This is a genomic window from Facklamia hominis CCUG 36813 (genome assembly GCF_000301035.1).
Taxonomy (GTDB): Bacteria; Bacillota; Bacilli; order Lactobacillales; family Aerococcaceae; genus Facklamia; species Facklamia hominis.
Genome location: NZ_JH932292.1, coordinates 1,233,911 through 1,247,140 on the forward strand (window position 1 = coordinate 1,233,911; position 13,230 = coordinate 1,247,140).

General features: G+C 32.5%; 13 protein-coding genes. 9 read left to right on the forward strand and 4 right to left on the reverse strand.

Going from position 1 to position 13,230, the window contains the following annotated elements:
• Nucleotides 1–2: 2 nt before the first annotated feature.
• From recF to dnaA, 4 genes are all read right to left on the reverse strand, one after another.
• Nucleotides 3–1,124 carry a DNA replication/repair protein RecF gene (gene recF, locus HMPREF9706_RS05705; RefSeq protein WP_006908409.1) on the reverse strand — a complete coding sequence of 374 codons (1,122 nt, stop codon included), beginning with the start codon at nucleotides 1,122–1,124 and terminating at the stop codon, nucleotides 3–5.
• On the reverse strand, nucleotides 1,124–1,357 hold the full coding sequence (yaaA, locus tag HMPREF9706_RS05710) for a S4 domain-containing protein YaaA (protein ID WP_006908410.1): 234 nt from the start codon (nucleotides 1,355–1,357) through the stop codon (nucleotides 1,124–1,126). The genes recF and yaaA overlap by 1 nt, the downstream gene beginning before the upstream one ends.
• Nucleotides 1,358–1,583: 226 nt before the next feature.
• The gene (gene dnaN, locus HMPREF9706_RS05715) at nucleotides 1,584–2,732 is read right to left on the reverse strand and encodes a DNA polymerase III subunit beta (protein ID WP_006908411.1); all 1,149 of its coding nucleotides are present in this window, start codon (nucleotides 2,730–2,732) and stop codon (nucleotides 1,584–1,586) included.
• Between the two features lie 157 nt (nucleotides 2,733–2,889).
• Nucleotides 2,890–4,236 (reverse strand): chromosomal replication initiator protein DnaA, encoded by a 1,347-nt coding sequence (gene dnaA / locus HMPREF9706_RS05720; RefSeq protein ID WP_006908412.1) that lies wholly within the window; start codon nucleotides 4,234–4,236, stop codon nucleotides 2,890–2,892.
• Nucleotides 4,237–4,712: 476 nt separating this feature from the next.
• Between dnaA and rpmH the strand changes: the two genes are divergently transcribed.
• From rpmH to rsmG, 9 genes are all read left to right on the forward strand, one after another.
• A complete protein-coding gene (gene rpmH / locus HMPREF9706_RS05725) occupies nucleotides 4,713–4,850 on the forward strand; it encodes a 50S ribosomal protein L34 (RefSeq protein ID WP_006908413.1) in 138 nt (45 codons plus the stop codon).
• Between the two features lie 127 nt (nucleotides 4,851–4,977).
• Entirely contained in the window at nucleotides 4,978–5,364 is a 387-nt protein-coding gene (rnpA, locus tag HMPREF9706_RS05730; protein ID WP_006908414.1) for a ribonuclease P protein component, read from the forward strand.
• On the forward strand, nucleotides 5,348–6,184 hold the full coding sequence (gene yidC, locus HMPREF9706_RS05735; RefSeq protein ID WP_006908415.1) for a membrane protein insertase YidC: 837 nt from the start codon (nucleotides 5,348–5,350) through the stop codon (nucleotides 6,182–6,184). Before rnpA ends, yidC begins: the two co-directional genes overlap by 17 nt.
• Before the next feature lie 12 nt (nucleotides 6,185–6,196).
• Nucleotides 6,197–7,165, forward strand: coding sequence for an RNA-binding cell elongation regulator Jag/EloR (gene jag / locus HMPREF9706_RS05740; RefSeq protein ID WP_006908416.1), 969 nt, complete (start codon nucleotides 6,197–6,199; stop codon nucleotides 7,163–7,165).
• Nucleotides 7,166–7,302: 137 nt separating this feature from the next.
• Nucleotides 7,303–8,454 carry a GerMN domain-containing protein gene (locus HMPREF9706_RS05745; RefSeq protein ID WP_006908417.1) on the forward strand — a complete coding sequence of 384 codons (1,152 nt, stop codon included), beginning with the start codon at nucleotides 7,303–7,305 and terminating at the stop codon, nucleotides 8,452–8,454.
• Between the two features lie 154 nt (nucleotides 8,455–8,608).
• The gene (gene mnmE / locus HMPREF9706_RS05750; RefSeq protein WP_006908418.1) at nucleotides 8,609–9,985 is read left to right on the forward strand and encodes a tRNA uridine-5-carboxymethylaminomethyl(34) synthesis GTPase MnmE; all 1,377 of its coding nucleotides are present in this window, start codon (nucleotides 8,609–8,611) and stop codon (nucleotides 9,983–9,985) included.
• Between the two features lie 8 nt (nucleotides 9,986–9,993).
• Nucleotides 9,994–10,485: an NUDIX hydrolase gene (locus tag HMPREF9706_RS05755; protein ID WP_006908419.1), complete on the forward strand. Its 492-nt coding sequence runs from the start codon at nucleotides 9,994–9,996 to the stop codon at nucleotides 10,483–10,485.
• A complete protein-coding gene (gene mnmG, locus HMPREF9706_RS05760) occupies nucleotides 10,485–12,395 on the forward strand; it encodes a tRNA uridine-5-carboxymethylaminomethyl(34) synthesis enzyme MnmG (protein ID WP_006908420.1) in 1,911 nt (636 codons plus the stop codon). The genes HMPREF9706_RS05755 and mnmG overlap by 1 nt, the downstream gene beginning before the upstream one ends.
• Before the next feature lie 109 nt (nucleotides 12,396–12,504).
• Nucleotides 12,505–13,230, forward strand: coding sequence for a 16S rRNA (guanine(527)-N(7))-methyltransferase RsmG (gene rsmG / locus HMPREF9706_RS05765; protein ID WP_006908421.1), 726 nt, complete (start codon nucleotides 12,505–12,507; stop codon nucleotides 13,228–13,230).

The window sequence follows — 13,230 nt, forward strand, 5'->3', positions numbered from 1 at the left end:
GCTTAATCTCCTTCGTTAATAATTTGTCCATTTTCTATTTTAAATAATTGACTATTTGATAAATTCTCTAAATGAATTTGATCAATAGAAGCTGTCGTTAAAATAGTCTGAACCTTATTTTCAATAGTTTGCATTAATACTAATTGTCGTTGATCATCTAACTCCGATAAGACATCATCCAATAATAAAACAGGATAGTCTTGATTGAGTCGATACATCCATTCTAATTCTGCTAATTTAAGCGATAATATAATTGTTCTTTGTTGCCCTTGAGATGCAAAATTCTGTGCGACCGTATCATTAATAAAAAATAATAAGTCATCACGATGTGGCCCGTAATGCGTGATACCAAGGTCAATATCTCTTTGACGATTTGCAAAAAATAAGTCCGAAAATTGCTTTTTAATCGTCTCTTTACTTTGATAATCCAACTTATTGGAAGATGCGCGATAAAATAAAGTCAATTCATCCCGATTTAATGACAAATTATGGTGAATTTTATTGGCAATCTTTCCTATATGTTCAATAAAATCAAGTCGATAATTAATAATAATTTCAGCAAGATCAATTAATTGATCACTAATAATATCTAAATAAATAAGATCTTTAACTTGTTTTTCTCGTAATTGTTTTAGATAAGTATTTCGTTGTTTTAACAATCGATGATATTGTAATAAACTTTGAAGATATAAAGGTTGAGCTTGACCCAATTCAGCATCAATAAACTGCCTCCTTAAAGAAGGACTGCCTTTTATTAACTGCATGTCCTCAGGTGCAAATAAAACAACATTCAATTTACCTATAAATTGACTCAGTTTTGCCTGATCTTGGTAATTAAATTTAGCTATTTTACCTTTTTTAGATAACTGAATTTCAAGTGGAATTTCATAACTATTTTTTTTTACTTTTCCTTGGATAATTGCATAGTCACTACCCCATTGAATCATATCTATATCATGATTAGTACGATGACTTTTAGCCAAAGATAGTAAAAAAATCGCCTCAAGGAGATTGGTCTTTCCTTGGGCATTCTCACCAGTTAAGATTGTTAGACCTGGATTTAGTTGAATATCAAGCTGTGAATAATTTCTAAAATTTTTAAGACTGAGTTTGGATAAATACATTAGTTTGAGTCTTCTCTTTGAATTAAAATTATCAATGATTCATCAATGAAATTCACTCGATCTTGTGGATAGAGCTTACGTCCTCTACGATTTTCTACCTCATCATTAACAAGAACAAGATGCTCATTAAGATAGTGTTTTGCCATCCCACCACTTGAGATGAGACTGAGCTCTTTAAGTAATTGACCTAAAGTAATCAGATCATTAGTTATTATTAATTTTTCTTCTTTCATCAGCTTCATCTCCTTTATGATGATTCTATCTTATTATAGGCTTAAAATCAGTAAAAAACAAACAATCTCACAAATATTTCGATTTAACCACGGTAAACTTAATCTGATATTTTTTATCTCATTATAGAAAAAGCTCTAAGAAATAGTTTTTAGCCTTTATTAATTAAAAACTTGATAACTGAGCAAATAAATTAATTACTCAGTTATCAAGTTAGAAAAGTTAAAATTAGTATGTATGGGTACGAATAGGAGTTAATAATTGTAATAGAGCGTTTTTTGAATCTTTTTCTGGATAAGCTTTTAAAAGCATTGTTCTAACTGGCGATATTAATTGTAAACAAATCGTTTGATCACCAAAAGATTTTAGAGCTTCATTCATATAATCAGGATTAAAAGATATTTTTATGTTTTCGCCTACAAGCTCTTGGTATTCAATTTCTTCTGTAACATTACCAATTTCTGCTCCTAGAACTTTTAATTCAACATGTTGATCTTCGATTGATAATTGGACAATATTATTTTTTCCTTCATGTGACATTAAAGAAGCTCGATCCATGGCCCCTGAGAAATACTGTGCGTTAAGAACAACTTCTGTATTAAATTCAGTTGGAATCAAACGACTTGCGTCTGGATAAGTTCCATCAATTAATCGAGAATACACAGTAATATTTTCAAATTGAAAAACTACTTGATGACTAGCAATTGTCATTTTAATGTCTGCATAATCTGGAACCACACGAGCTAATTCTTTAACTGTTTTTTTAGGTAAAATCATTGGTGTAATACCTGATAAATGTTGATTTTCTAAAAGTAACTTACGTTGGCTTAATCGATGGCTATCTGTTGCTACAGCGGTTAATTGATCCTTGTCGATAGCTAAATAAAGGCCCGTTAAACTTGGTTTAAGTTCTTGATTTGAAGCAGAAAAGATAGTTTGATCGATAACTTTTTTTAATTGAGCAGCAGGAAGAATAATTTGACTTTGTTCTTCAATTGTAGGTAAATGAGGAAAATCTTCTGCATTAATTCCAATAATTTTAAACTCAGCATTAGCTGCTGAAATTTTTGTAACATAATCTGTTTCAACTTCAATCTTAACTTCATCACTAGCTAATTTTTTAACAATGTCATTTAATAAACGAGCAGGAAGTACAACTGATCCTGTTTCTTCAATTTTTAAATGTGCATCCTCTTTATTTACATTGATGAAACTTTCAATAGAAATTTCAGAATCACTACCCAATAAATAAAGTCCATTAGAAGTTAAATTTAATTTGATACCCAGTAGAATTTCCATACTTGTTTTACCAGGAATTGCTCGTTGAACATTAGATAATTCTTGAATTAATTTAGATCGATTGATAGTAAATTTCATAGTGAGACTCCTTTATATAAAGTATTTTATAAGTAAGTAATAATAGTAGGGCCTGTTCATTTAGTGGATAAGTCATTTAATCAATCAAATGATAAGCTTTTAAGTGTGAATAGACTAGTTGATAAATATTATGTTTTTCAACTAGTTATACACAGTTCTATCTTTTGAGTTGTTTTTCAAGATTTAAAAGGTCATTTTCTACTTGAGAATCTTGTTTTCGATCTTGAGCAATTTTTTCATAGGCGTGAATGACTGTTGTATGATTTTTATTACCAAAGGCTTCACCAATCTTTGGAAAAGATAATTCAGTCTCTTGACGAGTTAAATACATTGCTATTTGGCGTGCATAAACAATTTCTTTCTTACGTTTTTTACCAAGAATTAATTCGATGGGGATTCCAAAATATTTGCTGCTTATTTGAATGATACTTTCAGCAGAGACAATGGACTCTTGTTTTTGATCAATGATTGAAGAAAGAGCTTCTGCAGCTAGTTGGCTGTTAATTTCTTTTCCTTCGATTGCTGCATAAGCAATAACTCGCATTAGAGCTCCTTCTAATTCACGAATATTAGTATCTACATTGGAAGCAATGTAAGTTAAGCTTTCGGAATCAACATCTAATTGATCACTACTTGCTTTTTTGCGAAGAATAGCGATACGTGTTTCTAGATCTGGTGGTGTAATATCGGTGGATAGTCCCCATTTAAAACGTGAAATTAAACGTTCTTCTAAGTTAGCAATATTATTAGGTAATCGATCAGAAGTTAGAACAATTTGTTTATTATTATTATATAGTTCATTAAATGTATGGAAAAATTCCTCTTGGGTAGCATCTTTTTTGGATAAGAATTGGATATCATCAATTAAAAGAACATCAATTTCACGGTACATTTCACGAAATGTTTTCTGGGATCCGTTTTGAATAGAAGTAATAAAATCATTTACAAAAGACTCTGACGTTGCATATTTAATTTTTAGTTGAGGGTTTCTTTTTAAGATTTCATTTCCAATAGCTTGCATTAAGTGAGTCTTGCCAAGACCTACGCCTCCATAAATAAGAAAAGGGTTGTAAGTTTTACCTGGTCCATCGCATACGGCTAATGCAGCACCCGCTGCCATTTTATTTCCTTCTCCAATAACAAAACTATCAAAAATATAAGAAGGATTTAATTTTGACTCTGAAAAAATAGGAAGAGGAATTGTTTCTTGAGATTGATCATTAATTTTTGATTGAGATACGTTATCTTTTTGTGGCTGTTTACGAACTACAAATTCAGGGAAATATTCCTGACCATAGTGTTCATAGCTATATTGTAAGATATAGTTGGTTAAATGATTTTCCCAATATTTTTGTGTCATAGGATTGGGAACAACTAATGTAATGGTACGCTGTCCAATTCGAGTGGGAATAACTGGCTCTACCCATGATCGGTATGAAGATACTGAAAGTATGTCTTTAAGGTATTCCTGAGCTCCTTGCCAGAAAAGATCTTTTTCGTCCATTTAATCACCTCCATTATTTAGAATACAGTCTCTAAGAGTAAATCTATTGTAACATAAAGAGAGTTTTCCACAAAGTAAAAGTGAACAAACCTTTAATACACATATTGTCATCAGACTTATCAACAAGTGAATATTATTGGTGGATAAATTCTAAAAAATGTTGGTTCATTATTATAAACTGTGCATAACTAACATGAAAGAATGGCTTAATAATAGGATTGTAATCCTTAAAAAATTAAAACTGTTGAAAAGTGTAAATTTTGTAAACAACCTGTTCATTGTGGATAAGTCTGAAAAATAATTGTGATTTAATAAAAATAAAGGAGAACTTTATCAACAGTTATATTGAATCTTGTTGATAACTTGTTGAAAAATATATAAAATTCGTATATTTAGTAAAAAGTACTTGCTTTCATAAAAAGATTCTTATAAACTATTCTAGTATTGTGTTATAAGAATGGTGAGGAGGTGTTTATATGTCAAAAAGAACATATCAACCAAAAAAACGTCAACGTAGTAAAGAACATGGTTTCAGAAAACGTATGGCAACGAAAAACGGTCGCCACGTTTTAGCTAGAAGACGTAAAAAAGGTCGTAAAAAATTAAGCGCATAGTCATTCGGGGCTTCCTAGGGGAAGCCTTTTTATTTTATAATGGATAACTATTGATTATGTTTCAATTGTTCATTTTTTTGATATAATATAAGGCACAGGTTGATAGTAATATTAGAAAGGGAATCCATTGAAAAAAAAATATCGTGTAAAAAGTGATAAGGATTACCAAAAAGTTTTTCATCAAGGCCAATCAATCGCTAATCGTCAATTAGTAATTTATCAATATTCTAAGCCTAATCAGGAGCATTTTAGAGTAGGTTTATCGGTTGGTAAAAAAATAGGGAATGCTGTTGTTCGAAATCAAATTAAACGCTATTTACGTCAGGCAGTATTTGAACTTCGTGAAGTGATTCAACCCGATCTTGATTTTCTTTTAATTGCCCGAAAAGACATTGTTGGTCGCCCTTATCAAGAAGTGAAAAGTTCAGTGATTCATGTCATGAATCTTGCTGGTATTATCGATCGTTCATTATTAAACAATCAATTAGGAGGGACCTATGATAAAAAACAATAAACATCTAAAGGTATTGTTATTAATTTTGATGTCGACTACTTTAAGTGCTTGTGCGACGATTAATCAACCAATTAATGCGAATTCAAGTGGATTCTGGGATGGAATCATATTATATAATCTATCGCGATTAATCATTGCAATTTCAAATTTATTCGCAGGTAATTACGCTATTGGAATTATTATTTTTACAGTTATTCTGCATATTTTGTTATTACCTTTAAATCAAATGCAGATGAAATCTCAACAAAAAATGATGGAGATCCAACCAGAATTGGATGCTATCAAGGCAAAGTATCCTAATCGTGATCGTCAATCTATGGAATTATTACAGACCGAACAACAAGCTCTTTTGGATGAAAAGGGCGTTAATCAGTTTGCAGGTTGCTTGCCACTTTTAATCCAATTACCAATTCTTACCGCTTTATATCAGGCCATTCTTAGAACAGAAGTTTTACGACAAGGCCACTTTTTATGGATGAACCTAGGACAAAGGGATCCTTATTTTGTTCTTCCATTATTGGCAGCTGGTTTAGCATTTTGGACGACTTATTTAACAACAAAAGCCAATCCGCAAAATAATCCAATGGCTCGTTCAATGACTTATTTTATGCCAATTATGATCTTTATTATTTCAATGAGTTTACCATCAGCAGTTGCCCTATATCTTGTAGTTTCTAATTTGGTTAGGTTGATTAGTATTTTATTATTTAATAATCCATATAAAATTATTGAAGAAAGAAAAGCTGAAGCTGCTGCAAAAAAAGCTAAAGAAAAAGAATTGCGTAAAGCATTGAAAAAAGCACAAAAAAATCGCTCATAGAGGAGAGTTAATATGATTGAAAATAGTCTAACAATGAAAGCAAAAAATGTTGAAGAAGCTATTGAATTAGGATTAAAAAAATTAAATTTGTCAAAAGATCAAGTAGACATCCGTATTATTAGTGAAGGAAAAAAAGGATTTTTAGGGTTAGGTAGACAAGACGCTATAGTCCATTTACAGGCAAAAAATAATCAATCTTTTAAAGAAATTACTCAAGAATTAGAAAAACAGGTAGGTATGTCTTTCAAAAAGGAAAGAGTGAGTCAAGATCTTAGTTCGTCTTCGACTGCTGATTATATACGGAAGAATAATCAATCCGAAAAGCAGGTTCAAAATGAAGTAAAAAAAGACTCAGATAAATCAGCGGATCAAACAATTAAAAATGAAATCCAAGAATCGCTCCACAAAGAAATGCCGATTGACTCCTTATCTGAAGTAACATCTGAAACAACTAAAGAAGTCAAAGAAATTAAGCAAGATGAATCACTTGATAAGACAGAAATTAAAGCTAAACAAACTCAAAATTTTGAAGAGGCGTGTCGTTATTTAGAGCAAATTATTAAAGAATATGGTGCTGAGGCTAAGGTACAATTCCATATCAAGGGAAACCAAGTAACCTTTGATATTGATACTGATAAATCAGGCTTAGTTATTGGTCGACATGGAAAAATTATTAATTCTCTTCAAACGCTTGTTCAAATCTTTATTCATAATAAGGATCGTCGTCGCTTATCAGTCTTACTAAATGTTGGGGATTATCGAGATCGTCGATTAAATGTTTTAGAACAAATCGCTGAAAGAACTGCTGATAAAGTATTAAAAACTAAGCAAACTATAATTTTAGATCCACTTCCTGCTTATGAGCGTAAACAAATTCATGCCTATTTAAGTAAAGTAGATCATATTGCTACACATTCTGAGGGAAAAGATCCTAATCGCTATTTAGTGGTAGATTATGTATCAGATTCTAAATTATCTTAACTATAAAGAAAGTTTGAAGAGCTGGTGGCTTGTGACTGCCAGCTTTTTTTAATGAAATGGTTAGGATTTTTTATTAGAAGAACTACCGAATCATAAAATATGCTATAATATTTTTAGCTTAGAAGGGAGCTGGTCTGATGCTTCGGCGTCTTCGTTATCTGCTACTATTAGCTTGCTTTGCTTTAACAGCCTGTGCTAAAGAGCCAATGATAAAACTAAGTGAAGAAAATTTAGCTAAAATAAATAATAATTCACTCAAAAAATCTTCAGAAGTACCAGAAGATGATCATAGATCAATTGTTGATCAAACACTCCCTGAAAATATTCATGGAGAATTAGCCGAACCAAATACACAATTTGACCTAGTCAATTTTTCTTTTTTTAATCCTAATCGAATTAGTTATTATTCGGATGGAAATATTCGTTATCTGGAATATATTGATACGGATCAAGTAATGGGTCAAATCCGAAGAATACAAGATGATCAATGGATTAATGAAATTTACAAAAAAGATAAGGATACATTAATACAGTTAAATGAATTTGACCCACCTGTAAAAATGTCAAACTATTTAAATCAAAAAGATACTGAAGTATTATCATTAGCACCAAAAATATTATTAAAAGCCCCTATTCAACAGGGAACAACTTGGATTAATGAAGATCAGTCAGAATCAAGAATACAAGCTTTATATCAACAAGTAACAATTCAAGATCAAACTTATCAAGAAGTAGTTGAAGTCGTTAATAAAAAAGACCAGAGCGTTTCACATTCTTTATATTCAGCTAATCAAGGACTGGTTGCTGAATGGATTGAAGGAGAGCCTACTAAATTTATTTATTTAACTAAAGTAGAAGATAATGTGATGATTATAACACCTATAACGGTTTACCAGCCTGTTGTGCAAAATGATCTTAGTTTGGGAAAGATAACAAAAGAACAGGCTAGTATATCATGGCAAACCAATGCCCAAGTAGAAAAAGTATTTGAAACTTTTTTCAAAGAACAAAAATGGATTGGACCTAATGATCAATTACTAGCTTTAGAAATGACAGATCAAGGATTACTTGTTAACCTATCTCAGTCAGTAACAAAAAGTTTTAGTCAGAACCCAGCAGGTGAACTTGCAGTTGTTCATGCGTTAGTTACCACCTTAGGGCATTTCTATGGCGTCGAGCATGTTCAATTACAAGTTCAGTCAATGATCTATCAACCTTTGTTTAGTTTACCGGTAGATCAAGCTATTTACACTCTTGATTCAAGTTGGATAATAGAAAATGGAGAATAATCTTCCTTGAAATATAGTTGAAAATTTGTTAGCATAATATCAATAGTTTTAGCAGTCAAAGTGCTATCCGACTCTTTCAAAGGAAAAGAGTTTGGACAAAGCACTTTTTTTGTTTGGATTTCTTAGATGATTAAATATATAGGAGGCGATGTCGGTGTACCAATTAGATACGATTGCTGCTATTTCTACTGCTCTAGGGGAAGGAGCAATTGGAATTGTAAGAATGAGTGGACCAGAAGCGATTGAATATGCGAACCGATTGTTTAGAGAAAAGGATTTAAATCAAGTAGCAAGTCATACGATTCACTATGGTCATATTTATCGAGAAGATCAAAGTATCATTGATGAAGTAATGATAACTGTTTTAAAGGCTCCTAAAACATATACGCGAGAAGATATTATTGAGATTAATTGTCATGGGGGACTGGTAGCAGTACAAGAAGTATTGGAAGCTTGTTTGTATCAAGGGGCACGTTTGGCCCAGCCCGGTGAGTTTACAAAAAGGGCCTTTTTAAATGGCCGATTGGACTTATCCCAAGCTGAAGCCTTAATGGACTTGATTCAAGCTAAAACAGCTAAATCAATGTCTGCTTCGATGAGTCAATTGAGCGGTTCATTATCAAGTAAAATAAAACACCTTCGAAACGAAATGCTCCAGACCCTTGCACAAGTTGAAGTAACGATTGATTATCCTGAGTATGATGATGTCGAAGAATTATCAAATAAGGCTCTTTGTCAAACAGCACTCGTGGTGAAAGATGAAATTGACAAACTTTTAAATGAAGCTTCAAATGGGCAATTATTAAGAGAAGGTGTCAAAACGGTGATTATTGGTCGTCCCAATGTGGGAAAGTCTAGTTTGTTAAACCGTTTGACAGGTCGTGAAAAGGCCATTGTGACCAATATTGCAGGGACAACTAGGGATACGATTGAAGAATTAATTTCAATACGAGGAATCCCATTGCTTCTTATTGATACAGCAGGAATTCGTGATACTAATGAAATTGTGGAACAAATCGGTGTAAATAAGAGTCGTCAAATGGTTAATGAAGCAGATTTAATTATCTTAATGTTTGATCAAAGTCAAGCTTTAAGTTCAATGGATTTAGAATTAATTGATTTGACAAAAGATAAGAAACGAATTGTTTTATTAAATAAACAAGATTTAAAGTCTAGTTTAGATATTGACAAACTGAAAGAGGCGATAGTAGGAACGTCTTTGATCGAAACATCATTAATGACAGATGAAGGAATTTATGAAATGGAAAATCAAATAGAGTCACTTTTTAATAAAGGGGCTATTGAAAGTCAAGATGTTAACTATTTACTAAATACTAGACATACGAATCTACTCAAACAAGCGATTAGATCTTTGGATGCGGTGATTGAAGCAAGTCAAATGGGTGTGCCTGTAGATTTAATTCAAATTGATTTTACCCAAGCTTGGGATTATCTTGGCGAAATTACCGGGGAAAGTGTTCAAGATGAGTTATTAGATAAATTATTTAGTCAATTTTGTTTAGGAAAATAGGAGGTATTATGCAACAACTTTCAACAATTTGTTATATTGATAATGGCTCACAACTATTATTGTTATATCGAAATAAGAAAAAGAATGATATTCATCATGGAAAATGGATTTCTGTAGGCGGTAAATTTGAAGCAGAAGAAGATCCTAAATCCTGTGCTATTCGTGAAATTAAAGAGGAAACGGGTTTAGAGGCTAAAAAATTAGATCTTCTAGGTTTTATCACTTTTCCTAATTTTACTCATGATGGTCGTGATTGGTATTCTTTTGTTTATCGTGTCAAAGAGTATTCAGGAGAATTAATTGATGATTGTGATGAGGGTCAACTAGAGTGGGTTGATTATGACCAAGTGTTAACTAAGCCTACCTGGACTGGAGATGCTTTAATTCTAAAGTGGGTACTTGAAGCGAAAGGCTTTTTTATTGCTAAATTCAAATATAATGAATTAGGCGAATTAGTAGACTATGAGGTGGACTTTTTATATGAAGGAGATCAATCTTAATGAATCATTTTGAAGTTAAAAGTTACGATGTCATAGTAGTTGGAGCAGGGCATGCTGGCTGTGAAGCAGCTTTAGCAGCTGCAAGAATGGGATGTCAAACATTATTACTCACTATATCATTAGAAATGGTAGCTTTCATGCCTTGTAATCCATCAATTGGTGGCCCCGCAAAAGGAGTCGTTGTTCGTGAAATTGATGCTTTAGGGGGTCAAATGGGCAGAAATATTGATGAGACAGCTATTCAAATGAGAATGTTGAATAGTTCCAAAGGTCCAGCTGTTCAAGCATTAAGAGCTCAGGCCGACAAACAAGCATATTCACAGAAAATGAAAGAAACATTGGAATCGACTGATAATCTTATTTTGCAACAAGGTATGGTTGAAGAGCTGTTAATAGAAGATGAAAAATGTTGTGGTGTGATTACTTCGACAGGAGCTGTTTATCGGTCAAAAGCAGTTGTTCTAACAGCAGGCACTTCATCTCGGGGGAAAATAATTATAGGAGAATTATCCTATTCATCAGGACCTAATAATACACTACCTTCCATAAAATTATCAGAAAATTTGCAGTCTTTAGGTGTAGAATTGGTTCGATTTAAAACAGGAACGCCTCCACGTGTTCATGGGGATTCAGTCGATTATGATAAAACCCAAGAACAACCAGGAGATCCTGATGCCGGATTCTTTTCCTTTGAAACATCAGAGGAAGCTAGTATTCAAGATGATGTATCATGTTGGTTAACTCATACCAATGAAAAAACGCATGAAATAATCAGACAAAATCTAGATCGTGCACCTATGTTTACAGGAATTGTAGAAGGAGTTGGAGCTAGGTATTGTCCCTCGATTGAAGATAAAATTGTAAGATTTAGTGATAAACCAAGACATCAAGTATTTATAGAACCAGAAGGTCGTTGTACAAAAGAGATGTATCTACAAGGAATTTCAACTTCTATGCCTGAAGATGTTCAATTAAAGATTGTTCATTCTGTAGAAGGATTGGAAAATGCACGATTGATGCGGTCAGGGTATGCCATTGAATATGATGTCGTTGTTCCACATCAGCTAAATTTAACCCTTGAATTAAAGAAAATTCCTAATTTATATACAGCTGGGCAAATGAATGGAACCTCGGGCTATGAAGAAGCAGCGGGACAAGGCTTAATTGCTGGTATTAATGCAGCATTAAAAGTACAAAACAAGGAAGCATTCATTATTCAAAGGTCTCAAGCCTATATTGGAGTAATGATTGATGATTTGGTGACAAAGGGTACCACTGAACCTTATCGTTTATTAACGTCTCGAGCTGAGTATCGTTTATTATTAAGACATGATAATGCAGATCAACGATTAACTGAAATAGGATACCAACTCGGGTTAATAGACATTGAACGCTACCAAGCTTTTAAAAGTAAACTAGCAGCAGTCGAATCTGAATTGGAAAGATTAAAGACAATACGTTTGACACCCAATACTCCAGGATTAATGAACTATTTTGAAAAGATCCATTCTACTCCATTAAAAGATGGTATTTTAGCGAGTGATCTATTAAAGCGTCCTGAAATCAAATATATAGATTTGCAAGAGTATTTACCAAAAAGAGAAAATGAATTGTCAAAGGCTGTCAAAGATCAAGTAGAAATACAAATAAAATATGCAGGTTACATTAAAAAAGCAATTTCAAAAGTGGAAAAAGTCAAAACCATGGAAGACAAATTGATTCCAGAAAATATTGATTATGATGCCATTGATTCTTTGGCAACTGAAGCACGGGATCGATTGAAAAAGATACGTCCTTATAATATTGGACAAGCTAGTCGAATATCGGGTGTTAATCCTGCAGACATTGCAATTTTAAGTATTTATATTCAACATGGTAATATTAAACGTTTAGAAGATAGTGAAAGATAAGATAAGAAGCACTTTAAAACTGAAAAATAAGATTGCTATTTATTGAATTCTTTAGTAAAGTGGATTTATGTGGAACAATTGTTTCACATATTGTAAAGGAGTGATTAAAATGGATGAAATGACATTCTTAACAACTTTGTCAAACCAAGATATAAAACTGTCAAAGGATCAGCTTAATCAATTCGACCGTTACTATCAATTATTAGTAGAGTGGAATCAAAAAATTAATTTGACAGCAATCACTCAAAGAGAAGAAGTCTATTTAAAACATTTTTACGATAGCTTAATTTGTTTATGGCAGATGCCATTGGAAAGTTATCAAATTAAGCTATGTGATGTTGGCGCAGGTGCTGGCTTTCCTAGCCTACCTTTAAAGATTGTTAGGCCTGAATTAAAGGTGACTATCGTTGACTCATTAAAAAAGAGAACTCACTTTTTAGAATTATTAGTGAGTGAATTAAAACTTGATAACGTTGAAATAATACATGCGCGTGCGGAGGATTTTGGGCATCTTGAAAAACAGAGAGAATCTTTTGACCTTGTAACAGCTCGTGCAGTTGCTAGATTAAATACTTTAAGTGAATATTGCCTTCCATTAGTTAGCCTTGGAGGAAACTTTTTGGCCTTAAAAGGTGATTGGAACCTTTGTCAAGAAGAATTGAATGAAGCAAAGAGAGCTTTGAATATATTGGGTGGAAGAGTTGTTCAATCTAATTATTGTCAATTGCCTGAAAATCAAGGAGAACGCTCATTTTTATTGATTAATAAGGTAGAGAAAACACCAAAAAAATATCCGCGTCAAGCCGGTAAACCTAGTAAACAACCGATTATATAG

What these genes read in the sequence shown, in the direction of transcription:
- recF (WP_006908409.1), bottom strand. Translation starts at nt 1,124, where the DNA reads ATGTATTTATCCAAACTCAGTCTTAAAAATTTTAGAAATTATTCACAG.
- yaaA (WP_006908410.1), bottom strand. Translation starts at nt 1,357, where the DNA reads ATGAAAGAAGAAAAATTAATAATAACTAATGATCTGATTACTTTAGGT.
- dnaN (WP_006908411.1), bottom strand. Translation starts at nt 2,732, where the DNA reads ATGAAATTTACTATCAATCGATCTAAATTAATTCAAGAATTATCTAAT.
- dnaA (WP_006908412.1), bottom strand. Translation starts at nt 4,236, where the DNA reads ATGGACGAAAAAGATCTTTTCTGGCAAGGAGCTCAGGAATACCTTAAA.
- rpmH (WP_006908413.1), top strand. Translation starts at nt 4,713, where the DNA reads ATGTCAAAAAGAACATATCAACCAAAAAAACGTCAACGTAGTAAAGAA.
- yidC (WP_006908415.1), top strand. Translation starts at nt 5,348, where the DNA reads ATGATAAAAAACAATAAACATCTAAAGGTATTGTTATTAATTTTGATG.
- jag (WP_006908416.1), top strand. Translation starts at nt 6,197, where the DNA reads ATGATTGAAAATAGTCTAACAATGAAAGCAAAAAATGTTGAAGAAGCT.
- HMPREF9706_RS05745 (WP_006908417.1), top strand. Translation starts at nt 7,303, where the DNA reads ATGCTTCGGCGTCTTCGTTATCTGCTACTATTAGCTTGCTTTGCTTTA.
- HMPREF9706_RS05755 (WP_006908419.1), top strand. Translation starts at nt 9,994, where the DNA reads ATGCAACAACTTTCAACAATTTGTTATATTGATAATGGCTCACAACTA.
- mnmG (WP_006908420.1), top strand. Translation starts at nt 10,485, where the DNA reads ATGAATCATTTTGAAGTTAAAAGTTACGATGTCATAGTAGTTGGAGCA.
- rsmG (WP_006908421.1), top strand. Translation starts at nt 12,505, where the DNA reads ATGGATGAAATGACATTCTTAACAACTTTGTCAAACCAAGATATAAAA.